Below are 25958 nucleotides of genomic sequence, written 5' to 3'. Positions count from 1 at the left end.
TCAATATGTCATTTGTCGTCAAAAAAATTGATCATGTTCAACTGGCTGCTCCAAAAGGCTGTGAAGACGAAGCGAGAAAATTTTTTGGAGATATTTTAGGGTTAGCCGAGGTGGAGAAACCGGAGGAATTAAAGAAACGCGGCGGCGTTTGGTTTGAGTTTGGTACGTTCCAAATTCATATTGGAGTAGAGGAGCCCTTTAGCCCTGCTAAAAAAGCCCATCCTGCCCTTGTTGTGGAAAACATCGATGCCTTAAAAGAGCATCTAAATAATAACAATATACCTTTTACTACAGACGACAATCTCCCTGGTGCAAACCGAATCCACCTGCATGATCCATTCGGAAACCGCCTTGAGTTATTAGAATGGATATAAAAAACAGCCCGCTGTCACAAGCGGGCTGTTTTCTATATCTGATGAGATTCTGTCTTTTTGATCAATCGAGACAGGTAAGTTGGCTGCGTCTTTAATCATAAGGTTATTGTTTTGCAGTGATTTTGACAGGATCGCGGTCGATTCTAAAGTGCTGCTTTAGGATTAATGCAGGTCCGCCGAGATTGAACAAATATCGTGCTTCAATCACTTGTTTCATGAAGGCGCCAAATAAACCGGAAAGGCGGAAGCGACCGACTAAGCCAACTGCGGCAAAATTGCCAATGGAAGCAACTGACCCTTTATGATGGTATTCAAACACCTTCAATTCATTGCCGCGGAGTGTAGACACAATGTTCTGTGCACAAACAGGTGCTTGCTGGAGGGCAACCTGCGCAGTAGGGGGTAAATAGCTTTTTTCATCCTTCATGAATAGTGAGCAATCCCCAACGCTGAAGACGTTTGTGATATTTTTTACCCTAAGGTACGAATCAACAGGAATCTTTCCTTTTTCAAGCGGCAATCCAAATTTTTCGACAATGGAATTTGCCTTTACGCCACAGGACCATATGATAGTTCGAGCAGGAATTTCCAAATCGGATTCTAACAATAGTTTTTCTGGAGTGCATTCCAATATCTTCTTCGAAGTCATTAATTCAACATTAAATTTCTCTAATGTTTCAGTTGCATACTTTATTGATTGTTTTGGAAAGAAGGGAATAACAGATTGAGCCGCTTCCACGGCAATAATTTTTACTTTTTCAAATGGAATATTGTGTTGTCTGCAAAGATTTGGAAGTCCCTCAGCTAATTCTCCTAGCATCTCAATCCCGGTAAATCCTCCGCCAGCAACCACAAAGGTTAACCGAGAAGGGTCTTGGTCCTCTTTATAGAGGTTCAACTGCTTTGTGATATGATGATAAATTGCTTTTGAGCTTCTAAAGCTGCGGATTGCCAAGGCATTTTCTTTAATGCCTGGAATCCCAAATGTTTCTACTTCAAAGCCCAATGCCGTCACTAAATAGTCGTATTCGATGGTATCCCCGCCATCTAGGTGAACTAACTGGTTTTGGATATCGACAGTGGATACTGCACCTTTAATAAATCGGGTTTTGTTGGAGTCAACTAAATCCGGAATGGAAATGGCAAATTGCCGATCTGCCGCCGTACCAACGCCAATTTTGTGGAGCTGGGTGGTTATGTAATGATAATCGTGTTTATTAATAAGGGTTATGTCTGCTTCCCCGTCTTTTAACAACTTCTCCAGTCGTTTGCTTGTAATAATGCCCCCGTATCCAGCACCGAGAATCACAATTTTTGGTTTTGTCATATGTCATCCGCTCCCAGTAAATGTCTGATTTGTGAAATGTTTCACATGTAATTTTTAAAAAATAAGGCAAACCTTGTTTTATTATTTTTTATATGTGAAGATATTCACAAGTGATTTATGTATTTAGAGTACGATATTTTGTAAAAGAGTACAAGCTAATAATCACTAAAATTTTGTCAAAATGGTAAATTTTTTTTCATAAATTGGGCATTATAAATTCGTGCCAAATTACATTTATTGGTTTCGAAACAATATAAAAGATTTTGAAAGGAGATTTTTATGAAAAGTAAAATAGTTTGTTTATTATTAGGACTGTTCTTGGCGGTACCTGGTCTTGGGAACGCGAATATGGTGCCTGACACCACTGGGAAACAGCTTGAAAAACCATGTGACTGCGAAGCGGAAGAGACTAAGCATGAACATGGGATGCATCGTGACTGGCAGGCTGAAATGGCAGAACGGCAGAAGCAGCTTTTATCATCGGTAGAGAAGTATACTCCAGATAAGAAAAAAGAATGGGAGGCTGTTCTGAAGGAGAGAAATGCTCTTCGCACCAAATGGATGAGTCCGGAAAATGCCGGAAAACGGGAGCAATGGAAGAAAGAGAAAATGCAAAAAATGACTGAGCTTAAGAAACAATTAGATGAAGGGAAAATTACCAAAGAAGAATTTATCAAAAAGGCTCATGGTGAAAAAGATATGATGAAATGGAAAACATTTCATGACCTTAGTCTTGCGGTAGAGAAGAACGATTCGAAAAAGGCAGCAGAAACCCTTAATCAATTATTATTACAATTTAAGGAACATAATGCGAAGCTCAAAGAAAAACTCGGTGAATAAAAAAATCTTAAAGAAAAAGCCAATTATTTGTAGTTGGCTTTTTCTATTGGGTGTTTATACAATATAAAAATTACATTATTAAAAGACTGTCAAAGGGGAATTTTAAAAGGGAGACATGAAAGGGAGGTATGGGTATGGATCGAAAAAAATTAATGATGACAACCGTAGCATTAGGGGCAGCGTATTTAATGCGGAATGACAAGTCCCGTAAAAAACTCATGAATCAACTTCAGGGACTGGCAAAATCAAGAAGATAATGACAAAGTAAAAAGGGCTGCCTCAACACGGGTCAAGCCCTTGTGTTTTGAGACAGCCTTGTTTTTAGGATTATTTTGTAATGTCGACTTTTTTCGCCTCTTTAATGTCTTCATGTATTTCCGCCTTAATATCTTCAGCAATTCCGCTGGTGGCATTTTTAAATTCACGGATGGACTTACCAAAGGCACGGCCAATTTCCGGCAGTTTATTTGGACCAAAAATAACTAACGCAACAATTAAGATCAAAATTAATCCGGGTACTCCAATGTTGGAAAACATTCCTTCATCTCCTAGCGATGATTATTTGTTCAGATATATTATACAGATTTATCCGCCATTATTCTAGCACTGTCTATTCCAAGGCTACCGATGTATTTTCATGTCCATCATAGAAATCTTTTATGGCTTTATCAACATAAACCCAGCCTTTCCAGCCTATATGAATAGTATCCTTCATAAAGTAGGGGTCGTATTCATGATTGGAGAAATCGGCAACCCGAAAGTCGTTCGCCTCAATTTGCTTCTTAATACGATCGTAGTAGGCGGTTCGACCCTCTTGAGGGAAATCAGTATAGTCATACCATTTACCATTGACCGGAACAGATATAAATAATGGTTCTGCTCCTGAATCCTTTAAAAGATCAAGAACAAGTTCAAAATCATCGTATTCAGGTGATTCGCCATAAGAAGCACCTGTTTTTGAGTTTTTTAATGAAGGCAATAATTTTCGAATTTTATCATACTGATAGTTACTAATATAGAAGGCATTATTCGTTGCTCTTTTCTCACCATATCGGTCTGCCTGTTCCGCTAATTCAGTCCATGATTTATTTTTAACCGATGGGCTAATGTCCCGTTTGCTTGAAAACCCACCCGCTAACGTATAATAAAGGTCTTTCTTCTCCAATAACTCCCGATAAGTGAACGCAATCGGACGCACCAGATAACTTTCTCGTTTAATCCACGGATCTTTTGTCAATTCCGCCCGGTACATAGTAGAAAGAATCGGATCGTTTTGTACAGGCGAGAACTGTAAAAGACGTTTCATTGCCTTTTTCTTAAGGTCTGGATTGATATTTTTGTTAAAGGCTAAATCATATCCCTGTAAAGAGGAATAGTTTGGAACAAAATGGGTTTCGTCTGTGCCTTCAGGCTGAAACCATTGTGGCGATAGAACAAAAACTAACTTCTTGCCTTTCAGCTGCTGGGCATGTTCTGAAAAATTAAGAAAATGGATTAATGATTCCATTCCTCCCCGGCCAACAAGAAAAGGGGTAAAATCTGCCCCGGTTTCTTGAAAATAATTATTTGGATGGAAACGGTCCAGCCTTGCAAGCTCAGAAGACCCATAAATAGGTAAATAACGAGGATCTTCAAGCATCTTATCTTGAATATACTTACCTTGAAACATAAATGGGTTTAATTCTGTTGCAGCTTGTGCTACCCTGTTTTTGGGAATCATATTGATAATCCAATTATTGGGTATCCCAATGATCATAACCAATCCAAGAAAGGCTATGAGGATGGGAGAAAATAAGGCTTTTTTCATTTTAAATCAGCCAGCTGAATGGCAATTTGATTTGGTGTATTCCATGTTTCACGATCAAATTCTGTAATCGGAACAGTAATACCGAAACGTTCCTCGGCTTGGACAAGCAGTTCGACTGTTCCGAATGAATCTAATAAACCGGCATCAAATAAATCAATATCCGGATTTTCCTTCACAATATCGTCCTGACAAATTTCTGCCAACAAAGAAATCACTTCATTTTTGAATTCCATCTTAATCAAGCTCCTTTATGAAATAATTGTCCAGAGAAAATATAAAAACCAAAGCAAATGAAATGGAAGGTAATCACAATTGAGATGGCATTTGTCCATTTATTTTGCGGCCACCATTTATGCTTTTTATTCAACTGCTCAAATGAATTATAGGCTACCATTAATACAGCGTGGTAAATCCCATAAATGATATATTGCATCTCAAGGCCGTGCCAGACTCCCATTAATAAAAACAGCAGAATGTAGCCAAGATTTGAGAGCAGGTTTCTGTTTTTTGTCCACTTCTTCTTAGTCATCCAAAAGACAAATCTCATATAGACATAGTCCCTAAACCAAAAAGAAAGGCTCATATGCCAGCGGTTCCAGAAATCTTTTATATTACGGCTGATAAATGGCTTATTAAAGTTTTCCGGCGATTTAATCCCCATAATATAGCTGACACCAACTGCAAACGCACTATAACCGGCAAAATCAAAAAATAGGTAAAGGCTGTAGGCATACATATAATAAAGATGATTCTCAAGATGACTGTGAGCAATAAATCTCAGATTGGCTATAAAATAGTGATTAATAGAGTAGCCGATAATGTATTTATATAGGAAACCACGAAAAATTTTATTGATTCCTTCATATAGTAACAATTTATATTGTTCCCCTGGCATTTCAAGAGCCATATCCTTTTCAAATCGACGATAGCGGTCAATCGGGCCTGATGAAATAGTCGGGAAAAACAAGATAAAATAGAGCAGGCGGGAAAGGGGAGGGTTTTTCTTGATTAGTCCATCCCTTGTTTCCATCACTAATTGTGTGCCCTTAAACGTTAAATAGGAAATACCTAGAAAACCGATGAAATTAACATCCGAAAAATAGGGCAGCAGCTTGGAAAGAACAAGCGGTAAAATTGATAGGATCACGGCCCCGTAAAAGACGCCATTGCTATTGCTGTTTTTTCGGTACGAAATATATGACTGTATTAATATTACCTGCCAAACGGTAAATAGACTTAAGGCCGCAGCCTGCTTAAGGGATGAAGCAAAGATTAACCCTAGTGCAACAACCGTTATAACCATATTGTAAGTGTGAAATCTTTTTCCCATAAGTCCCAGAACAGCAGTCGGCGCTAAAAGTACAGCAAGGATGATAAAGAATGTAAAAGAACCATATGGTGTCATTGCAATACCAATTCCTTAAATTTTTTGCGATCCATTTTTCCATTTGCTGTCATTGGCAATTCTTCAAAATAAGAAAACTTTCTTGGGATCATATAGGCTGGCAATACCTCACCGAGTTCTTTTTTGATTGCACTGGTCAACTGAAATTCTTTTTCAAAATCATGGTCATTAGGAATGATGGCTGCGAGTAAATAATCTATTTTGTCATTTTGATAAACAGGAACTACCGCAGCTGATTTCACATACTTGGAATTGGCAATATGATGTTCAATTTCCTCTAATTCCATCCGATAGCCATGCAGTTTGATTTGAAAATCCATTCTGCCTTTGTAGAAAATAAAACCTTTTTCGTCGATAAAGGCAGCGTCACCTGTTCGATAGGCCTGTTTATCATCGATTCGAAGAAATGCTTTTTCAGTCAGCTCTTTTTCTCCAAGATAGCCTTTACTTACACTTGGACCGATAATAATCATCTCACCTTTTTCTCCCGGTGAGACGAGGGTGCCGTTTTCATCGACAATGAAAATCTGGGTATCTGCTTTAGGTTTTCCGATTGGCAGATTGGGATTTGCTTCAAGCAATTCTGCAGTTACCTCAACGGAAGTGACCGCAACCGTTGCTTCAGTAGGCCCGTAGGTATTATAAATCCTAGCTTTAGGGAATCGTTCCATTAACTGCTGGCAAATCGTTGCCGGCAAGATCTCACCGCAAAATAAGAATATCTGCAGTTCCGGTAAAAGCTCTTGGTTAAAGGATGGATCCATTAAGCACATTTGCACGAAAGATGGTGTCGAGGTCCAGACCTCTGTTTTTGATTTTGCTAATGCTTCAAATAGCAGCTTTGGCTTGGCAATCAACTCTTTTGTAATCGCGAAAATGGTCCCACCGCTTGCTAGCGCTGGATATAGGTCCATTACAGAAAGATCAAAAGAGTAGGGAGCCTGGTTTAAAAACCGCTGATTTCTTGTGATTGGAAAGTCGTTCAACATCCAATCGACAAAGCTTTGCAGGTTATTGGCAGAAATCTGCACACCTTTTGGATTGCCCGTACTGCCCGATGTATAAATAATGTAATAGTTTTCGTCACCGTCAACCCAATTTTCAACATGAATTGGGGCAGTTGTTATCTGTTCAGCCATGATTTTTTCAAAATTAACAGTCGTGACAGGAAAATTTTCAAAATCAAGGTCCAGCCCAGTTGTATTGATTACGAATTCCGCATGGGAACGGCTGATGATCGTCATGATTCTTTCGATTGGAATGGAGGTATCAACAGGGATATAGGCTAATCCTGCTTTTACGCAGCCCAAAAAGGAACTAATCATGGAAGCATCCATATGGCCGTAAACAATCACAGGAGTTTTTCTTTCGTTCATTTCGTTAAGAAGATATGCTCCTACTTGTTCAGATTGTCTCCATAACTCACCATAAGTGATTTCTTCAGTGGGAGAGATATATGCCAATGTATTTGGATTTGAAATTGCAAAGCTCTGAATGGTTGATAACATTTTCATCTTGGATGCCTCCCGTTAAAAATCGTTATAAATATAAGCACCTGCGCTTGCGTCGTTGAAGCCATACATGAAGAATAATAGAAGGAGGATAAGCAAGTAATAAAAAAATCTGCCAAACCATTTTATCTTTTGATTGGCAAAGAAAACTTTTAACCTAGCAAACATTGGTGAATCCTCCAGTATTGTTGTTTTGATGTAGTTAAAATGAACCATTTTTTTAATCTACTAACTAATCATAAATAGCTTTTTGTCCTGCCTCAATAAATAAAAACTTAATAAATTATTAAATTTTATTAAGAAACTAAGCGGCAAAAAGACCAATCGGGGCACCAATTGGTCTTTTTTATTAAGAAGGTTTTATAAAATTAGCTCCGATTGAACGTAATGATACAAAAGCTTGGCTGTATTTTCTAGCGACGATTTGTGGGTTCGTTCAAACGCGTGTGATGAATCGATGCCGGGGCCGATTAATCCATGGACAATATCGTGTCCGGAACGGATGGCAGCGGAGGCATCTGAGCCATAGTGCGGATAAATATCAAGCTTATAACCGATATTGTTAGCTTCTGCAAGCTGCACTAAATGTTTTCGTAAGCCGTAATGATATGGGCCGCTTGAATCCTTCACACAGATCGAAACCGTGTATTCATCGGTTGACTGTCCGTCTCCCATTGCCCCCATATCAACCGCTAAGTATTCAACCGTTTCCGGTGTTATATTGGAATTACCGCCATAGCCAATTTCTTCATTATTCGAAATGAGGTAATGTGTGGTGTAAGGTAAAATGATATTCTCCGTTTTAATTTGTTTAATTAATTGCAGGAGAACAGCCACGCTCGCTTTATCATCCAAGTGGCGCGACTTGATATATCCGCTCGGTGTCACCTCAACGCGCGGGTCAAAGGAAACAAAATCTCCTACTTCAATTCCAAGCGAGCGGACTTCTTCTGCTGTATGTACTTTCTCATCAATTCGAATTTCCATATTCTCCTGATTCCGTTCCGCTTTTCCGGCATCTTTGTAAACGTGGACGGATGTTTGATGCATCAGGATGGTCCCAGTGAATTTCTTGCCGCTAGATGTTTCAATTTGGCAGTATTCACCTTCGACCGAGTTGTACTTAAATCCGCCAATCAGGTCAATTTTCAGTCTGCCATTAGATTTTATTTCCTTTACCATGGCACCGAGTGTATCCACATGCGCGGTCAGCATCCTGTGCTGGCTTTTGTCTTTGCCTTCCAATGTTGCAATAAGACCGCCTTTACGATTTCTCTTCGTTTCAATCTGCAGTTCAGCAAAGAATTTCTCAACAAAGGTAATCACTTCATTCGTATTGCCGGATGGGCTTGGAATGGAGACTAACTCTGTTAATACCTTCATTATATCTTCCGTGTTTGGATATGCCACAATTACTTTCTCCTCTCTATAATAGCGATCCTTTTTATTATACATCTAAATTTCTATGTTAATAAAAATGCTTCTGGTTTAGATGCAAAAAAAAATCTAATACTAACATCGAGTCAAATGGTCGTTTTACTATTGCTAGGGGAGATATATTTTGGAATTAATCTACCGTACAATTATTGTTTTTTTAGCAGGATATGTATTTTTGAGGATGACAGGTAAAAAGGCCGTATCGCAAATGCATACATTTGATTTACTGTATATCTTTGTCCTGACCAATATTATCAGTACTCCCGTTGAAGTAAATGATTTAGGTAAAGCAATAATTTATGGAGCCATTTTAGTTATTTTATATAAAATTTTGATCCGTTTATCCCTAAATAATAAATTAAGATGGATCATCTACGAAAGTCCCACCGTGTTAATTCGTAATGGTGATATTGATCGAACAGGACTGAAAAAGGTGCGTATGCCGATGAACGAATTATTATCACATTTAAGGGTGCAAGGGTATACAGATACGCAAAATATTGATCTTGCTGTAATGGAGGAAACGGGCAGCATTAGTGTGATACCCAAATCAGAATACCGGCCAATTCAGCCGAATGATTTAAATTTAAAGGTGAAGAAGGAGTATGTCCCAATACCACTAATTATGGACGGGCAAATTATTTATCATAATCTAAAATATCTCCAACTAGAACAAGGCTGGCTGATGAACGAGGTAGAAAAAACAGGTGAAAAAGTGGAGAACATCATATTAGCCACTTATTTAGAAAACGGGAAGTTATTTATTGATAATGATGTAATAAAGAAACATAAGGGGGATCCTTACTATTACAATCCGGGAGAAGATAGTTAAATGATATCATATGGAGATTTAAAGAGGGTGTCCCAAAAGTATGAAGGACACCTCTTTATTTACTTAAACCATCCTTTTTTCTTAAACCATAAGAACATCCAAAGCCCGACTAGGAACATCAGAAAAAGGACAGCAAAATAACCATATTTCCAATTAAGCTCTGGCATATAATGAAAGTTCATTCCATAGAGGCCGGCAATAAAAGTCAGTGGCATGAAAATGGTTGTAATGACAGTCAAGACCTTCATTACGTGATTTGTCTGGTGGGAGTTGATGGATATATAGCTGTCCCGGATATCCGTCGTTAACTCCCTGTTTGCTTCAATCATTTCTGTTAATTTTAATAAATGGTCATGGATATCGGAAAAGTAAACCATTTTCCCTTGCATTTCCGTCATCCGCTGCGAGTTTAACATTCGATAGATTAGGTCGCGCATCGGTGTAATTGTATGTCGTAACGATAGAAGCTGATGCCGAGTATCAAACAAATCCTCCAACAACACCTCCATTGATCTGCCTGTTGAATTCTCATCAATCTCACTTAAGCGGTCTTCAATCTTATAAATTGGAGGAAAATAGTTGTCCACCATTTTATCGATAATATTATAAAGGACGTGGGAGGGATCCCATTTTTGAATATTTGGAGATTGACTTAAACGGTTCCATACTTCATTAATTTCCATCGAGGGGCTGTAATGAAATGTAACAATATAGTTCCCGCTAAGAAAGAAATCCACCTCTTCTTTTGAAATCGTTTCCTGGTTTAAGGATTGAGTGACAAAAAAAGTATAGTTGTCATAATAATCTAATTTTGGCCTTTGTAAATGATGAATACAATCCTCAATCGCCAATGGATGAAAAGATAGTGGGTCCCTCAGGAATTCGATTTCCTCTTCAGTCGGCTGATTAAAATCAATCCAGTACCACTTAAAATTTCCCTTCACCAAGTGAATGATATCCACGTCTTTGACGATTTCCTTATTGTTTTTTATAGCAATGGTTCTTATCATAAAGACTCCTTAAAAAGCGCACAAATGTTTAAAAACTATTACGATAATACCACTAATTACAACGAAAAACCATAAAGCATCACCCATAAGTACCCTCTCTTTTTAGAATAAAATACCAGCCATTGTGGGACAGTAACGTACAAAGCAGTTGTTAAAGAGGGAGACATATGCCGACTACTAAAGTGGAATCCATCAAAAAAAGTCTAATGAACAAAATTCAAAAGGCGGAAGATGTAGTTTTTAAAGAAAACTTCACCAAGGAAAAATATCTTGAAACCTATTATATAAAATCAATAAGTGATGAACAGGTTTTGGGCCAATATGTACTTAAACCCTTTTTTGAAATACAAGGCGCTGAGTTATTTTTGGATTATCTTCAATCCCATCCAAAAATAACAGCATTTAAAACCGAGGAGCAAACGGTCGAAAGCGTGCTTAGGGGGGAGGCAGTCCTTTTTTATCAGGACTATATTTTTTTATTTGACTGCAAGGTTGACCATAATAATGCCGTTCAGGATACAACGGTGGAAACGACGATTCAAGGGCCTCAATCCGGTTTTAGTGAAAGCTTACCGACAAATCTGGGACTGATCCGGCACCGTTATCCGGAAGCAACACTGAAAGTTGAATCCTCACAAGTGGGAACCATTTCTAAAACGAAGGTGATGCTCCTTTATGACACTAGATTTGCTGATATGGACACATTAGGCCGTATCAAAGAATTTTTGGGTAATGTCAAGATTAATATGTTTCAAACAGGGGAACAGCTGCTTGACAGTATCAAAAAAAGTAATCGTTCCCTATTTCCGGTCATGTTGGTGACAGAAAGACCGGACCGGGTCGCCATAAACTTGTCAACAGGAAAAATAATTTTATTAATCCACGGTTCGCCATTTGCCGTTGTTTTGCCAACTTCAATGAAGGATTTTATGGCTTCGATGGCTGATATTTATCAAACCTATTGGGTCGGAAGATTCTTGCAAACCATGCGTTATATTGGACTTCTTGTCAGTATAATTTTACCAGGTCTGTATGTGGCGACCACCAGTTATAACCCGGAGATATATCGCGTGCAGTTGGCTTTATCGATTGCCGGGAGTCGAAATCTCGTTCCGTATCCTTCATTCGTGGAAGTATTGTTGATGCTGTTTATGATGGAGATGTTGACGGAGGCCAGCATTCGGCTGCCGAAAGCGATTGGTCCGACAGCCACAACTGTAGGAGGTTTAATTTTAGGACAGGCAGCTACGGAGGCTGGGCTTGTCAGTAATATTATGATTATCATTGTATCTACTGTTGCCATCTCCAACTTTGTTGTCCCCATTAACGCCTTTAGCTTTTCGGTAAGAGTTGTCAAATATATCGTTTTGGGACTGGCCACTGTGTTTGGGCTGGTTGGTGTGGTCATCGGCTTTTTATTGTTTATCGCGTATATGGTTAAACTTGATAGTTTTGGCCAGCCATTTCTTACATTAATACAATCAAAGCCAAATAAAAAATAACTTAGGTTAGGAGGGAGGGGATTGAACCGATATTTTCTCTATTTAATATTAATCAATATGATAATTAACGTAATCATTTTTGTACCGAAAATCTTAATCGAATACCGGTATGAAGGGGCGGTAATGGGAATGTTGATTGCCATTCCGATTGGTTTTACCCTTGCCTGCCTATATAGCAAGGCAATCACGAAATTCCCAGGGCAAGGACTCCCTGAAATCGCTGATAAATTTTTTAAGCACCGGTGGTTAACAATTCTCCATTTTGGCAGCATTCAGCTTACCGCGTTTTCTGCTGGGCTCATTACGCTGGTTGGTTTTATCGATATCTTAACCCGTTTTATCAATCCGGAAATGCCAAGGTTATTACTGCTGACGATTTATCTAATCGCGATTATATTTATTATTCAGCTTCCTACTGAAAGAGTTATGTATATTTTAGAAATTATCCTGTTTATGAATACACCGTTAATCGGTTTTATCGTTTTTAAAGCATTCACCAGTGATTATTTAAACTGGGATTCGATTCTTGAGGTTGGCACTCATCTGTTCGATCGGCCAAGCATAAAAGCCATTGCTGCAGCTTCTTACGTTTTTAGCGGTTATGCCAATCTTGTTATTTTTAATCGAGTAATTAAAGAAAAACTTAAAGTTTGGAACTTTATCATCATCTTCTTTATGAGCCTTTTCAATTTGTTTACTACTTTTTTTATTCCAATCGGGTTTCATGGATCGGACGGTGCCCAGGAATATCTATACCCCTGGATATCGACGTCAGATTCCCTGCGCCTCGTATACAGTCCGATAGAGAGAGTCATTTTTATATTTTTAATGTTTTATATGAGTATCACGCTTATGAGTATCACGATGCATTGGCATAACGCATTTGAATTATTTAAAGGGACATTTAGGAAAAAGGAAAACAAAAAGATGAAATGGATTGTTCTTTCAGCCTATTGTGGGTGCGCAGTAATTGCGGTCATGTTCCTTGAAACAATCCTTTTAAATCAAATTACGGTCTATTGGATGATTGCCCGATTAGGTCTGGAAGTAGTTATTGTTATTTCTTTTAGCCTATGGGCAAGGAGGAAGTTAGCATGAAGTGGATTGTAAAATGGTCTGTTGCATTCCATGTTGTAATCGTTTCTTTACTTTTGACTGGGTGTGGGTTCAAGGATATCGATAAACGATTGTTTGTTGTCAGTATTGGGGTCGATCTTGCCAAAAACAGTTCGAAGAAATATGATGTCCACCTTAAATTTGCCATTCCAAGTGGGTCAAAACAACAGCCAAACGAATTCACGATAGTATCGGAACAAGCGGACTCAATGTCGGATGCAGTCCGAATTATTAAAACAAAAGTGGATAAGGAAATCGATTTTAGTCACGCAAAGATGATTTTGATTGGTGAGAAGCTGGCGAAACAAAAGGGTAATGCCGGGATTTACTATTGGCTGTCAAGAAGAAGAGATATTCAAATGATTGCCTGGGTGGCGGTTGCCAAGCCTGGTGCACTTGAGGTGCTAAAGGTCAAACCAAAATCAGAACAAATTCCGTCGAACTCTTTGTTTCTCGCTATGGGAAAAGACGGCTCGGAAACACCTTATATTCTGCCGGATTTCCTGTTTGATTTTAAGATGAGGCTGATTGAACGGGGGTTGGACCCGATGCTGCCGATTGTTGAAGCTAAAAAGGAATTTGTTGAAATAAATACGACCGGTCTTTTTAATAAAAGTCATATGGAACTCACCCTTACTCCTGAGGAGACAAAAGCCCTTAACTTCCTTTTGAATAAGGAAGAAAAATCAGCGATATGGGCAAGAAAGGGCAAAACCAGGTTTTTTATAGATACGCAGAAAATAAAGTCGAAGTATAAAATTTATACGCCAAAAGGTAAACCGCCATATATAAAATTTGATATAAAAATAAAAGGGATAGTGGAGGAGACCAGTAGAAAAATTCCCAATACCAGATTAGCCAAATATGAAAAGGAGGTAGAAAAGGAATCAAACAAATTTGTAAAAGACGTTTTAGTAAAAATCCAGAAGTCGGGCCTTGACCCAATTGGCTTTGGATTGCGTTATCGTTCCCGCCATTTTAATGAAAATGATTGGGAAGAATGGCAGAAGATTTATCCCAAAATAATCTTTAAGGTAGATACGAAGGTTAAAATTACGGATACAGGATTAATTGAATGAAAAAGGGCTTTCCCACATGGAAGGCCCTTTTTATACTCCATTAAATTACAGGTGTTGTTTCCTTATTACGCATCGCTTGCGGGATATAAACGCAGAATGGCTCACTTTCTAAATAATCTCCGGTGACAGCATATGTTCTTGAGCGGGAACCACCGCAGATTTTATTGTATTCGCATATGCCGCATTTTCCTTTATATTTATCAGGCTGGCGAAGCTCTTTAAATACTTTTGCCTCACGATAAATCTTTGCCAAAGGCTCCTCTCGGATGTTCCCGCCGACAATCGGCAGAAGCCCGCTTGGCATCACATCACCAATATGAGAAACGAAGACAAACCCATTTCCATCGTTGACGCCTTTTGGCGCCCGCTTCAGCCCATCATGCATCGAGGCGAAATCGGTTGTAATCGAATCCTCGTAGCGAATTTCCCCTTTTTCAATCAAATGATCACGTGTTTTCTGCTGGAGGACAACCCGGCGATAATGCTGGGCAGCCGTTGTTTTGATATCATATGGCGCTGTTTTGCTCAAATCATAGAGCCAGCGGAAAACCTTTTCGTGCTCAACAGGTGAAATGCAGGCATCCAATTGTCCTCTTCCGGTAGGAACAAGCAGGAAGATATACCACATGACAGCACCAAGTTCTCCGACAAGCTCGGCCATTCGCTCTAGATGGTCGTAATTATATCGTGAGATAACCGTGTTAATTTGCAGCGGCATATGTAATTCATTTAAGTATTTTATTTTCTCAAGAGTTAATTCAAAGGAACCGGGAGTGCCCCTAAAATGGTCGTGAATTTCCGGTGTCGGCCCATCAAGACTGAACCCCCAGCGCGAAAGTCCGACATCTTTGGCGCGCTTCATTTTCTCGATGGTGACATTTGGTGTTGCACTCGGTGTCATCGAAACACGCATGCCTTTTTTGATAGCATAGTCAGCCAATTCAAACAAATCTTCCCTCATCATACAATCCCCACCGGTGAACACAAGCATCGGGTTGTCCATTTTATAGATTTGGTCAATGAGATTGATTCCTTCTTCGTGAGTGAGCTCCCGCGGGTCTGGTGTTAGCTGTGCATCTGCCCGGCAATGTACACACTTTAGTTGGCAGGCCCTAGTAACCTCCCAAATGACAATAAACGGATTTTGATCATAATCAATTGATTTTCCTCTACCTTGCGGGTGGTGACCCATTTCTTGAGGATGTCCCTTACTAAATCCTTGCATTTTCATCACCATGTTTCATAGATATTTTTGTAACCTTGAAAACGTTCTATAGGTTCATTATAAAATTGTAGTCTTCTAGTGCATGGGTGCTTTGTTACAATATTTCTACATTACTAGTAATGCCTTTTAACTATTACAATTTTGTTACATTGATGACACAAATCGTGATATGAAAATAGCAAAACTGTAAAAAAATCAAGGATTGAATCTAATTTAGAGTAGTTATCATTTGTTATATTTGGCCTGTTTATTTCCAATTGTGTAGAAGACTTCCATGTAAACCATATCTTTGGCATTTTATCCATCTAAACTATTCGATACCATGTAAATACAAATATCTTGAAGGAGTGCAACAAGAATGAAAAAACAGCTACTGACAGCCGTCACGGCAGCCGGCATCTTCTTATCCTCTTATGCGGGAGCCGCAAGCGCCCACGAAATGACCTATACGGTTCAATCTGGCGATACCCTTTGGAGAATCTCGCACACAAACAATCTTTCAGTTACGGACTTAAAAGCATGGAATAACCTCAAAAGCGATACCATCTACGTAAATCAAAAACTATCATTAATTGTTCCTCATTCTCATGAATACACAGTTCAAAAGGGTGACACTCTTTACCGAATCGGCGTCAACAACAATGTATCAGTTGCCCAGCTTAAATCTATCAACAATTTAACTTCTGACACTATTTATGTGGGACAAGTCCTAAAGCTTTGGGTTCCGGGATCTGCAGCAGCTCCTACACCAGCTCCGGCACCAGCACCTGCGCCAACAGTTTCAAAAGCACAATTGGTTGTCGATGAGGCGAAAAAATTGATTGGAACACCATATTTATGGGGTGGAAATACGCCTGCCGGATTTGATTGCAGCGGTTTTACAAAATACGTGTTTGGTAAAGTAGGAATATCCATTCCGCGTACAGCCGCGACACAGTGGACCGGATTAACTCCAATCACAAGTCCTAAACCCGGCGATTTAGTGTTTTATGAAACATATGCACCAGGTCCAACACATGTAGGTATTTACATTGGGGACAATAAATTTATTAATGCAGGATCAAAAGGGGTCACCATCAGCGATATGAGCCTTACCTACTGGAAATCTCGCTACCTTGGTGCGCGAACAGCGTTTTAATAAAGACAGAAAAGACCTTTTCGCTTCGATAAAGGTCTTTCTTTATCTAAAAAATTAGAAAGTAATCGTTTATGAAAATATATTTTGCCATTATACTATACATAAAAAAATACCCGGCCAAGAAAGGCCGGGCAAAAACAAATATCTATTAAAAAGGGGGCGGAGGTAGAATGGTTCATTTTCGAACCTGTTACTATCATAATGGTTAAATATGAAAAAATTATGAATGAAAAATTAATAGATTAAGAAACCTTCTCAAGAGGAGTAAAATTCGATGAAAGATTATCATTGCTGCGCCACCTGTCAGCATTTTAAAGCTGAGAAAAAAGCGGAAGGAATGTTTTATTTTTGCAAACGCTTGGGATATGAGACAAAGTCTAGCTATAAATTCAATTGCTGGAGTCCAAGGGAAGAAATTAAGAAGTTGATGGACAAGAAATAAAGGAACAAAGCCCAAAAGAAGCTCTTGTTCCTTTTCTTCAGACTTGTTTAAAATTGCCGAATCGTAATGATTGTCTAGAAAACCATACACTTATTAAAAAGCTGATCGTTCCGAGAATAATCATGATACCGCCAACGATTTTCATTTTTTCAGGTGAGGCTTCAGCGCCAAATATCAGGCCAAGAATGATGGTGGAAAAAATCGAGCCTAGATAACGGCAGGTTTGAAACAATCCGGAGGTAGTCCCGATTATGGTTCTGGGACTTTCCTTTAACATCGCCACTTGAAGCACAACATTGCCAATACCATAGCTTAGCCCCATAATCGATAACAGGATCCCAATCACGATATAGGAGGCGCCAACAAAAAAGAATGTAAAGGCGCAGGCCCCGATAATTGATAAAAATGCCCCCGCCATAATGGGCTGATACACACCGGATTTATCAGCCCATTTCCCTGCAACCGTTGAAATGATAATGCTGACTCCCGACATAAACAGCATAAGAATGCCGCTTTTTTCTACGCCCAGTCCCATTGCCTCCTGAAAATAAGCAGGCAGACCGAAAAATAAGCAATAAAAAAAGATATTTAACAAAATAAACTGCACGTAAACCAAAGTCAGTTGAGGGTTTGTTTTAAAAATACGAATATCAATAAATGGTTCTTTAACCTTCAATTCTCTCCATGCAAATAAAGCAAAAAAGAGTAAGCCTCCAATCCCTGCTGAATAATGGACACTTTTTTCAAAGGAAAGCAAGAACCATAAAAATAATACCATTCCTGCAGCAAAAAAACCCATTCCCCAAAAATCAAGGTTGGAAAATAACCTTTTAACCGTTTCCTTATCCTTTTTCACATCCTTAGGAAACATGTGCCAGCCAAGCATGAAACTAAGGAAAACAAAAGGCAGGTTCACCCAAAAAATCGCCGGCCAGCCTCCCCAAACAATTAAAAAGCCGCCGATCGTCGGTCCGAGCGCAACCATTGCCGAGGCGAAAATAGACAAAACGGCGAGTGCAGATGCTTGCCGCTCTTTAATATGCTCCCTGATTAACGCCATCCCTGATGGATAAATCGCACTGCTGCCAATCGATTGAACTAATCTCATTACCACTAATAATAGGAAGGTCGAAGAGAAGGGAGCGCCAATGGCGGAAAGGGCAACAAGGACTAGTCCAAACAAAAAGGTGTTTTTTCTCCCAAAAATATCTCCGATTTTTCCTGTTACCGGCTGTGCTACAGCACTAGATAAATAGAAGGCGGTAATTAACCAGGAAACGGTTGAAAAGGAAAGTTGGAAGTCCTTCTGAATGCTATGTAAGGCCAGGGCGATCATTGATGAATTTAGGGGATTCAGCATAGTTCCCGAGGCAACGCCAGTTATAAACAACGCACGTGTTTGTTTCAAGTCGAATCATTCCCGTATTTTTGTTTTAGCATTTCCTTAACCCACTGTCTCTAGCCGTTAAATAATGAATTTTCATTCTAGGAATAGCCTACCCGGCCATATAAATAGGGTAGGACTTTACGTGTTGAAGCGGGGGAGAGTCATGGAGGATTTTTTTCAAACTATCAATGTACTTAACCATCCCAGAAAAAAAGTGCTGGCAACAATCGTTGATGTAAAGGGATCTGCCTATAAAAGAGAAGGATCTTCAATGATTTTTATGGACGACGGAACCCAGGTCGGGATGGTAAGTGCCGGCTGTGTGGAAGCTGATTTAGCGGAGTGGGCAAAAAAAGTGCTTGAAAGCGAAGAGCCCCAGCTTGTCCGGTACGATTTGACTGAGGAGGGTGACATCGGCTGGGGAAAGGGCTGCAACGGAACCATTGATATTTTGCTTGAGCCGATTAACAGAAAGTTAGAAGAAGATATGAAATTGGTGAAAAAATTACTCGATAACAATATCAAGGTGGCAGGGTTAAAGAGTTTGGGCCATTTGGGGGAGTATGTTTTTGTTCCTGAAAAAGGTGAAGCATTTGGCTGTTGGGAAAGCTCATTTCCGATTATTAATTTTGCCTCTAAGAGTGGGCTGATGACAGATGGCGTCATTTTTCAGCACATTTATCTGCCAAAGCCAAGGTTAATCGTTTTTGGAGCTGGGCCGGATGCAAAATCGCTCGTTTCTTTGGCGGCAGAAACCGGTTTTTCCGTTACGGTGTGCGATTGGCGGGAAGTGCTTTGTCAGGAGCAAAACTTTCCTGCAGCAGACGAGCTTTTAATAGGGTTCCCCAGGGAGCTTTTACAGAATGTCTCTTTTTCACCCTATGATTTTGTCGTGATTATGACGCATCATTTTCAAAGGGATCAGGAAATTCTCTGGCCGCTGCTAGATGAGAATATTAGATACTTAGGGGTTCTTGGACCTAGAGAGAGAACTGCAAGACTCCTAAATGGAGAAAAGATTCCGGAATGGGTTCATTCACCGGTCGGATTGTCAATTGGGGCGAAGGGGCCAGTTGAAATTGCCATTAGTATCATTGCGGAAATGATTGAAGCGTGGCGAAAACCAGTCTGTGAAAAAGTAGAGCACTTATGGACCATACCTGATTAGCCGGCATTTACCGGACTCAGAAAAAGAAAGATAGAGTTGGGGGAGGGACCCGAGTTGGAGGTTGTCGGTAAAAGTGTCATTCGCAAGGAAGCATTCGATAAAGTGACGGGCCGGGCCAGATACACACATGACTATCAAACCAGCGGGATGCTGTCAGCAAAAATGGTCATCAGCCCATATGGCCATGCCAAAATTGTCAGCATTGATACCTCGAAGGCCCAGCAGGTCCCGGGCGTTAGGGCGATTATTGCGGGAAAACGCTATCCGTTGACGGGTGAGGCCATTCGCGACCGGCCGCCAATTGCCGTTGATAAGGTAAGGTACCACGGCGAACCGGTTGCCCTCGTAGTGGCAGATACTCCTGGGCAGGCGAAAACGGCTGCAGATTTGATTCATGTTCAATATGAACCATTGCCTGTTGTTAATTCGCCTACCCAAGCTTTTAGAAGCGATGCCCCCTTGGTCCATGAACGGTTGGGTGAATACAAAAAAGAAGAGGATTCCCATCCAGTGCCGGGGACCAATATTGCCACTCATATCAAAATTAGAAAGGGGAATATGGAGAAGGGGTGGTCGGAAAGCGAGGTTGTGGTGGAGGCCAGTTTCTCATTTGCCCCGTCCGATCACGCAGCGATGGAAACGAGGTGTTCGACCGCAGAGATTTTGCCTGATGGACAAATTATTATTATGACCTCTTCACAGGCGCCCTTTATGGCAAAACGGTTAATTGCCGATTACTTTGGGGAGGACATGGGAAAAATTATTGTTCATACCCCGTTTGTCGGCGGTGCCTATGGCGGGAAGGCATCTGTACAGCTCGAGGTGCTTGCCTACCTTGCCTCAAAGGAAGTCGGCGGTAAACCGGTTAAGCTTTTAAATACAAGAGAAGAAGATATACTTACCTCCCCGTGCCATATCGGCCTGGATGCCACCGTAAAATTGGGTGCTGACCGCTACGGGAAACTAAGGGCTGCTGAGATTCAATACTTATGGGATGGGGGCGCCTATTCCGATAAAGCGATTGATTTGACAAGGTCAGGTGCGGCAGATTGTACCGGGCCCTATAAGCTTGATAATGTCTGGTGCGATTCCTATTGCATGTATACAAACCACCCGTATGCTGCACCATTCAGGGGCTTCAGCCATTCAGAGCTTTCCTTTGCAATCGAGCGGACCATGGATATCCTTGCCGGGAAATTAAACATGGACCCGCTGGAGCTCAGGTATATCAACGCCATTCAGCCAGGGGATACAACGCCGACAAGGGTTCTTTTGAACAGAAGCAATGTCGGGGACCTGCGAAAATGTATTGAGAAATTAAGAGAACTGTTTAATTGGAATGAAGGCCCCGTAAAAGAAATAAATGAGCGGTATGTAAGGGTAAAAGGGATAAGCTGCAGCTGGAAAACATCAACGATCGATCCTGATGCACCTTCAGGGGTAATTTTGACGTTTAACCGCGACGGGAGCATCAATTTGATGTCTGGTGTGATTGAAATTGGCACTGGGACGAAAACAGTTCTCGCACAGATTCTTGCTGAACGGTTGAAAATGGATGTTGACAAGATACATGTGCGGATGGAGGTGGATACGCAGACTACACCTGAACATTGGAAAACGGTGGCCAGCCGCGGTACCTATATGGGCGGCCGGGCGGTGCTCGAGGCGGCAGAAGATGTTATTCGCCAGTTAAAAGAGATTGCAGCCTGCGTGTTAAGGGCACCGATCCAAGATTTAGAGGTGGGCGGAAGCCGGGTATATTTACGCGATGATCCTGCGATCGGACTGCATTTCAAAGATATTGGCTACGGCTATCTGTATCCAAATGGGAACGCCATTGGCGGACAAATTATTGGCAAGGGCAATATTGTATTAAGGCATCTTAGCCATTTAGATCCTGAGACTGGCGCCGGAAAACCAGGGCCGGAATGGACGCCTGCGGCTTATGGTGTTGAAATTGAATTTGACCGCCGGGATTATACCTACCGACTGGTTAAGGCCTGTACGGTTGTCGATATCGGGAAAGTAATGAATGAGAAAGCAGCCCTCGGCCAGGTAATGGGAGCGATGAGCATGGGGCTCGCTTTTGCCGGCAGAGAAACCTTTTATTTTGATGAGCTTGGCAGAGTTCTAAATCCTCAGCTGCGTACGTATCGTCCCCTTCGCTACGGCGAAAACCCTGAGTTTTTAGTTGGCTTTGTAGAAACGCCTGCCCTTGATTCCGCATACGGTGCCCGCGGTGTCGGAGAGCATGGGCTCATGGGGATGCCTGGAGCACTCGGAAATGCATTGTCACTAGCGGCGGGAGTATCCCTGCACCACTTGCCGCTCATTCCAGAATTAGTATGGAAGGCAAAGGAGGCAGCAAGAAATGCTTCCATTTGATTTTGATTATTACAGGCCGCAATCGCTCAGTGAAGCTGTTGAATTATACCAATACTTGGCACAGCAAGGAAAGAAGCCGATGTTTTTTTCCGGTGGAACGGAGCTGATTACACTTGGAAGAATTGATTTGGCTCATGCCGATGCTGTTATTGATATTAAGGGGATAGCAGAAGGTAGAGTTATGGAGATGGAAGGGGATTACTTGGTTTTAGGAAGTACCCTGTCTTTAACAAATATCGAAGAGGCAAACCCTTTCCCGCTCTTAACAAAGACCTCAAGTGAAATTGCCGATCACACCGCCCGTGGAAAAATAACAGTGGGAGGGAATATATGCGGACAAATTTTTTATCGGGAGGCTGTACTGCCGTTTTTATTAGCAGATAGCCAGGTAGTTCTTATTGGCCCTAAAGGTGTGAAAACCGCATTTATTCATGATGTTTTTAACAAGGAACTTCAGTTGGAAAAAGGAGAATTTCTCGTTCAATTAGCCACTGAAAGAAGGTTTGTCGAGGCACCTTTTATCAGCATAAAACGGCGTCAACAGTGGGATACAGGCTATCCGCTGATTACCATTGCAGCTCTTAAAATCGATAGGGAAATTCGCGTCGCCATTAGCGGACTTTGCCCGTTTCCATTCCGTTCAAGGGAAGTGGAGGAAGCATTAAACAGACAGGGAGTGACGGGAGAAGCAAGAGTCGAAAGAGCACTTACTGTTTTGCCTCGGCCGATTTTAAATGATATTGAAGGATCGGCTGAATACCGCCTATTTGTATTAAAGAATTTGTTTATTGATATCCTTCGAGCTTTGGATGGAATGACAGTGTAAAAGGGGGAGCTTTTAATGAGCCTGCACACTTTTCCATTGAATGTTAATGGAGATAAGCGGATGGTGACCGCCAGATTTGCGGACACCCTTTTATTTGTACTGCGCGGAAGACTCGGGCTGACAGGCGCTAAACCAGGCTGTTTAAATGGTGATTGCGGGGCATGTTCGGTAAATGTGGATGGCTGGCCGATGAAATCATGCTTGATGCTGGCCGTTGAGGCGATTGGAAAAGAGGTAACGACAATTGAAGGGTTAAAGGATACACCTATTCAAAAAGCCTTTGTAGAAAATTTCGCCTTTCAATGCGGATATTGTACACCAGGCTTTATCATGAACTGCCATGCACTGATTAAACAGCATCCAGATGCGGGAGATGATACGATCAAGGAATGGCTTGAATCAAATATTTGTCGGTGCACCGGTTATGCTGAAATTGAGAAGGCAGTAAAAAGTGTATTGGAGAAAAAATAAGAGGGTGCTTAAGCACCCTTTATCCTTATTGCTTTTTCAATTGAAAGTAGGTATCCAAAACCCTTCGGCCAATTTTTAAATTAGCCTTGTTATCTTCATCTCCTTGAAACGCCCATGGAACTAAAACAGCCATCGCCACCTCAGGATTAGTACTTGGAGCGTAGCTGACAAGACTTAGATTCATAACTGATGGAGGAATCTCTCCAAAGCGGCTTCTTAATGGCCCATCATAAAAGGCTTCCGCAGTACCGGTTTTTCCGGCAGGTGCATATGCAGCACCTTCGAAAAATTTAAAAGCCGTACCGCCCGGTTCCTGCATGACTTTGCGAAAGCCCGTCTGTACTCGGTTCAGCCACTCCTTTTTGGCATCAATTGTATTTAAAACGACAGGAGAAATTTCCTGTGCCACGGAACCCAGCTCCTCCGTTCCCGAAGCAGGCCTGCGGATTTCCTTCACGACATGTGGCTGCATCCGATAGCCGCCATTGGCGATGGTCGAAACATATTGGGCAAGCTGCATAGCTGAATAGGTATCATACTGCCCGATGACCAGATCGAGCAAATACCCTGGAAGCCTGCTCATTCCTTTAAATCCAGTTTGCTCATTTGGCAAATCAATACCCGTTCTTGTCCCAAGGCCAAATGAAGCGAAGGAATTTCTGATGGTTTCAAACGCTTGCAGATTTTTTAGATTTAATGGTTGATCGTATTCATAATGCGCGTTTCCAATTCTTAACGCTGTATGAAACATATATACGTTCGAGGACTTTTTTAACGCCTGAATTTCATTTAATCTTCCTAAATAGGCATAAGACTTTTTAAGCGGAGTGTCTTTAATTTTAATTCCGGCATCATCAAATACTGTTCCCGGTGTAATCGCTCCCGTTTTATATCCGGTTAAGACAGTTGCCCCTTTCACCGTAGAACCGACATTATATGTAGTTGTAAACGTGCCAAGAGCATCATCCTCCATTGCTTTTCTCCCGGAGGAATCCTTGACGATTTTTTTTCCGGACATGGCCAATATTTCGCCTGTAAAGGGATTCATTAAAACAACATAAGCCCTGTCTGTTAAGGCAGTACCTGGCATCTTTTTGGCAGCCCAGAGTTCTTCTTCAATAATCTGGTCAATCGCTTTTTGCAGGTCCATGTCAATGGTTAAGACAAGGTCTTTCCCTTTTTGGCCGTCTGAAACAGGACGCGATTCAATGACCCTTCCGGCTTTATCGGTTACATTTTTAACTTTTGTTTTATATCCCCTTAATACTTCCTCATACTGCAGTTCCAGTTGGCTTTTGCCAACCCGGTCATTGCGGCTGTATCCTCTTGCTAAAAAATAATCCAATTGATCGGCCGGGAGTCCTTCATCCGAATTGGTCACCTTGCCAAGGACAGACCTCAGTGTGTAATCAAAAGGGTAGGACCGTTCCCAATCGGTGGTCGTATCTACGCCAGGAAGGGACTCGAGATTTTCGCTGACAACTGCGTATTCCCCATCACTGACATTTTCATTTTTTACAAGCTGTGAAGTGAATTTATACCCGCTTGTAAATTCTCGGAATATGGCTGCTGCCTCTAGTTCCTCTTTGGATAGATTCATGTCCGCATCAGTTATACGTTCCAGTTTTAATTTATATAAATCCTGATCCGTTAATTTTTTTGCAGCAAACAATTCCTTTTCTTCTCTGGTGATTTTCGCATCGGCTTGCTTTGGATTTTTTATAATCCAATAATCCTTTTTATTTTTGTCAGTTAGCTTATCTGTATTTTTATCGATTAGTTTTCCTAATTTCTCAGCTGTTTCAAGCATTTCTGTTAGCGTAAATCCTTCGTTGCTGAAGGTAATGGCACTCTTAGGGATATTATCCACGATAACTCGGTAATTGCGGTCAAGCATTTTCCCTCTTGGGACAGGGTTACTTACTGTAATTCCTTCTTTTCGTTCCAAATCCCTCTTGAAATTTTCTCCATAGACAATCTGAACAAAGCCAAGCCTTAGGATGAGGATGGAAAATAATAAAAACACACTGAAAAAAAGGAAATTTAAACGAAAGGGAAAGTGGGATTTTTTCTTTTTTTCCTTCTCCAATTAGCTTTCACTTCCTTTTTCCTACGAATTGTTAAAATTATTATGCCTTATTGTAAAAAGGCGCATAACGAATATATTGGTAAATTATTTTCATAATGTGAAATGATCCATTTGGATATTATCATGTTAAATTTAGAAAACTACGTATAGACAACTATTAAGAAAGGGTGCAGTGGTTGTGAAAAAACAGCAGCAAAGGCAATCCCAAATGGATCAACTGCAGAAAATGCAGCAAGCGACTCAGCAGCTGCAGGAAAACCAGCCTGCCATGGAGCAGCAATTTCAGGCACAAAAGAAACAGGCATTGCAAACTATGCAGGAAGCTTCGCAAACCATTCAGCAAAATGTTTCAATGGCAAATCCACAAAGCATGCAGCAAGCACAACAAAAGCTTCAGCAGGCCGTCCAACAGCTTGATTTGATGCAGGGTACAGCTGTAACCCAGGCTGCTACAGCTCAGCAGCAGCAATTGGAGCAGGTTCAGCAGCAGATTGAACAGGCCTCGCAAACCCTAAGTTTGATTGAATCGCTGAATACTACCAATAACAGCTTCAAAAAAGGATGAATGATAGTAAAACCCAGCTTAT

26 protein-coding genes are annotated in these 25958 nt (G+C 40.8%); 14 read left to right on the top strand and 12 right to left on the bottom strand.

Annotated elements, in window-relative coordinates; all coding sequences use genetic code 11:
- Nucleotides 1-5 precede the first annotated feature (5 nt).
- Complete coding sequence (locus tag KHB02_RS00775; RefSeq protein ID WP_213140454.1) at nt 6-374, top strand: VOC family protein; 369 nt, start codon at nt 6-8, stop codon at nt 372-374.
- Between the two features lie 103 nt (nt 375-477).
- On the opposite strand, the gene KHB02_RS00770 is transcribed toward KHB02_RS00775, so the two are convergent.
- The gene (locus KHB02_RS00770; RefSeq protein ID WP_213140453.1) at nt 478-1701 is read right to left on the bottom strand and encodes an NAD(P)/FAD-dependent oxidoreductase; all 1224 of its coding nucleotides are present in this window, start codon (nt 1699-1701) and stop codon (nt 478-480) included.
- A 279-nt stretch (nt 1702-1980) separates the two neighbouring features.
- On the opposite strand from KHB02_RS00770, the gene KHB02_RS00765 reads away from it, so the two are divergent.
- Nucleotides 1981-2541: a hypothetical protein gene (locus tag KHB02_RS00765; RefSeq protein WP_213140452.1), complete on the top strand. Its 561-nt coding sequence runs from the start codon at nt 1981-1983 to the stop codon at nt 2539-2541.
- A 134-nt stretch (nt 2542-2675) separates the two neighbouring features.
- Nucleotides 2676-2798, top strand: coding sequence for a hypothetical protein (locus KHB02_RS29690; RefSeq protein WP_277398128.1), 123 nt, complete (start codon nt 2676-2678; stop codon nt 2796-2798).
- Between the two features lie 70 nt (nt 2799-2868).
- Here the strand turns inward: KHB02_RS29690 and KHB02_RS00760 are convergent, their stop codons facing one another.
- From KHB02_RS00760 to KHB02_RS00730, 7 genes are all read right to left on the bottom strand, one after another.
- On the bottom strand, nt 2869-3078 hold the full coding sequence (locus tag KHB02_RS00760) for a twin-arginine translocase TatA/TatE family subunit (RefSeq protein ID WP_213140451.1): 210 nt from the start codon (nt 3076-3078) through the stop codon (nt 2869-2871).
- A gap of 73 nt (nt 3079-3151) precedes the next feature.
- Nucleotides 3152-4348, bottom strand: coding sequence for a D-alanyl-lipoteichoic acid biosynthesis protein DltD (dltD, locus tag KHB02_RS00755; RefSeq protein ID WP_213140450.1), 1197 nt, complete (start codon nt 4346-4348; stop codon nt 3152-3154).
- On the bottom strand, nt 4345-4581 hold the full coding sequence (dltC, locus tag KHB02_RS00750) for a D-alanine--poly(phosphoribitol) ligase subunit DltC (RefSeq protein WP_213115992.1): 237 nt from the start codon (nt 4579-4581) through the stop codon (nt 4345-4347). Before dltC ends, dltD begins: the two co-directional genes overlap by 4 nt.
- A 5-nt stretch (nt 4582-4586) precedes the next feature.
- A complete protein-coding gene (gene dltB / locus KHB02_RS00745; protein WP_213140449.1) occupies nt 4587-5753 on the bottom strand; it encodes a D-alanyl-lipoteichoic acid biosynthesis protein DltB in 1167 nt (388 codons plus the stop codon).
- Entirely contained in the window at nt 5750-7267 is a 1518-nt protein-coding gene (dltA, locus tag KHB02_RS00740; protein ID WP_213140448.1) for a D-alanine--poly(phosphoribitol) ligase subunit DltA, read from the bottom strand. The genes dltB and dltA overlap by 4 nt, the downstream gene beginning before the upstream one ends.
- 15 nt (nt 7268-7282) lie before the next feature.
- Nucleotides 7283-7432, bottom strand: a complete 150-nt coding sequence (dltX, locus tag KHB02_RS00735) for a teichoic acid D-Ala incorporation-associated protein DltX (RefSeq protein WP_213140447.1) — start codon at nt 7430-7432, stop codon at nt 7283-7285.
- A gap of 192 nt (nt 7433-7624) precedes the next feature.
- Nucleotides 7625-8647, bottom strand: a complete 1023-nt coding sequence (locus tag KHB02_RS00730) for a M42 family metallopeptidase (RefSeq protein ID WP_213141273.1) — start codon at nt 8645-8647, stop codon at nt 7625-7627.
- Nucleotides 8648-8825: 178 nt separating this feature from the next.
- Here KHB02_RS00730 and KHB02_RS00725 point away from each other — a divergent pair, with 178 nt between their 5' ends.
- Nucleotides 8826-9533, top strand: a complete 708-nt coding sequence (locus KHB02_RS00725; RefSeq protein WP_213140446.1) for a DUF421 domain-containing protein — start codon at nt 8826-8828, stop codon at nt 9531-9533.
- Nucleotides 9534-9592: 59 nt separating this feature from the next.
- On the opposite strand, the gene corA is transcribed toward KHB02_RS00725, so the two are convergent.
- Complete coding sequence (gene corA / locus KHB02_RS00720; protein WP_213140445.1) at nt 9593-10543, bottom strand: magnesium/cobalt transporter CorA; 951 nt, start codon at nt 10541-10543, stop codon at nt 9593-9595.
- 167 nt (nt 10544-10710) lie between these two features.
- Between corA and KHB02_RS00715 the strand changes: the two genes are divergently transcribed.
- From KHB02_RS00715 to KHB02_RS00705, 3 genes are read left to right on the top strand one after another with little or no spacing between them, the layout of a single operon-like run.
- Nucleotides 10711-12045, top strand: a complete 1335-nt coding sequence (locus KHB02_RS00715) for a spore germination protein (RefSeq protein ID WP_213140444.1) — start codon at nt 10711-10713, stop codon at nt 12043-12045.
- Between the two features lie 21 nt (nt 12046-12066).
- Nucleotides 12067-13143 carry a GerAB/ArcD/ProY family transporter gene (locus KHB02_RS00710; protein WP_213140443.1) on the top strand — a complete coding sequence of 359 codons (1077 nt, stop codon included), beginning with the start codon at nt 12067-12069 and terminating at the stop codon, nt 13141-13143.
- The gene (locus KHB02_RS00705; protein WP_213140442.1) at nt 13140-14240 is read left to right on the top strand and encodes a Ger(x)C family spore germination protein; all 1101 of its coding nucleotides are present in this window, start codon (nt 13140-13142) and stop codon (nt 14238-14240) included. The genes KHB02_RS00710 and KHB02_RS00705 overlap by 4 nt, the downstream gene beginning before the upstream one ends.
- A 40-nt stretch (nt 14241-14280) precedes the next feature.
- On the opposite strand, the gene KHB02_RS00700 is transcribed toward KHB02_RS00705, so the two are convergent.
- Nucleotides 14281-15465, bottom strand: a complete 1185-nt coding sequence (locus KHB02_RS00700) for a TIGR04053 family radical SAM/SPASM domain-containing protein (RefSeq protein WP_213140441.1) — start codon at nt 15463-15465, stop codon at nt 14281-14283.
- Nucleotides 15466-15823: 358 nt separating this feature from the next.
- On the opposite strand from KHB02_RS00700, the gene KHB02_RS00695 reads away from it, so the two are divergent.
- Nucleotides 15824-16603, top strand: coding sequence for a C40 family peptidase (locus tag KHB02_RS00695; RefSeq protein ID WP_213140440.1), 780 nt, complete (start codon nt 15824-15826; stop codon nt 16601-16603).
- Between the two features lie 274 nt (nt 16604-16877).
- The gene (locus KHB02_RS00690; protein WP_213140439.1) at nt 16878-17045 is read left to right on the top strand and encodes a hypothetical protein; all 168 of its coding nucleotides are present in this window, start codon (nt 16878-16880) and stop codon (nt 17043-17045) included.
- Nucleotides 17046-17082: 37 nt separating this feature from the next.
- Here the strand turns inward: KHB02_RS00690 and KHB02_RS00685 are convergent, their stop codons facing one another.
- On the bottom strand, nt 17083-18405 hold the full coding sequence (locus KHB02_RS00685) for an MFS transporter (protein ID WP_213141272.1): 1323 nt from the start codon (nt 18403-18405) through the stop codon (nt 17083-17085).
- Between the two features lie 190 nt (nt 18406-18595).
- On the opposite strand from KHB02_RS00685, the gene KHB02_RS00680 reads away from it, so the two are divergent.
- From KHB02_RS00680 to KHB02_RS00665, 4 genes are read left to right on the top strand one after another with little or no spacing between them, the layout of a single operon-like run.
- Complete coding sequence (locus KHB02_RS00680) at nt 18596-19600, top strand: XdhC family protein (protein WP_213140438.1); 1005 nt, start codon at nt 18596-18598, stop codon at nt 19598-19600.
- Between the two features lie 54 nt (nt 19601-19654).
- The gene (locus tag KHB02_RS00675; protein ID WP_213140437.1) at nt 19655-21985 is read left to right on the top strand and encodes a xanthine dehydrogenase family protein molybdopterin-binding subunit; all 2331 of its coding nucleotides are present in this window, start codon (nt 19655-19657) and stop codon (nt 21983-21985) included.
- Nucleotides 21972-22811 carry an FAD binding domain-containing protein gene (locus KHB02_RS00670; protein WP_213140436.1) on the top strand — a complete coding sequence of 280 codons (840 nt, stop codon included), beginning with the start codon at nt 21972-21974 and terminating at the stop codon, nt 22809-22811. The genes KHB02_RS00675 and KHB02_RS00670 overlap by 14 nt, the downstream gene beginning before the upstream one ends.
- A gap of 15 nt (nt 22812-22826) precedes the next feature.
- Nucleotides 22827-23282 (top strand): (2Fe-2S)-binding protein, encoded by a 456-nt coding sequence (locus tag KHB02_RS00665; protein WP_213115979.1) that lies wholly within the window; start codon nt 22827-22829, stop codon nt 23280-23282.
- A 25-nt stretch (nt 23283-23307) separates the two neighbouring features.
- On the opposite strand, the gene KHB02_RS00660 is transcribed toward KHB02_RS00665, so the two are convergent.
- Nucleotides 23308-25371, bottom strand: coding sequence for a peptidoglycan D,D-transpeptidase FtsI family protein (locus KHB02_RS00660; RefSeq protein WP_213140435.1), 2064 nt, complete (start codon nt 25369-25371; stop codon nt 23308-23310).
- 178 nt (nt 25372-25549) lie between these two features.
- Here KHB02_RS00660 and KHB02_RS00655 point away from each other — a divergent pair, with 178 nt between their 5' ends.
- The gene (locus KHB02_RS00655) at nt 25550-25936 is read left to right on the top strand and encodes a hypothetical protein (protein WP_213140434.1); all 387 of its coding nucleotides are present in this window, start codon (nt 25550-25552) and stop codon (nt 25934-25936) included.
- Nucleotides 25937-25958: the final 22 nt, after the last annotated feature.

The organism is Neobacillus citreus (assembly GCF_018343545.2).
Lineage (GTDB): Bacteria > Bacillota > Bacilli > Bacillales > Cytobacillaceae > Neobacillus > Neobacillus citreus.
The sequence above is the reverse complement of the archived record's forward strand: the minus strand, read 5'-3'. Positions and strand labels throughout refer to the sequence as shown.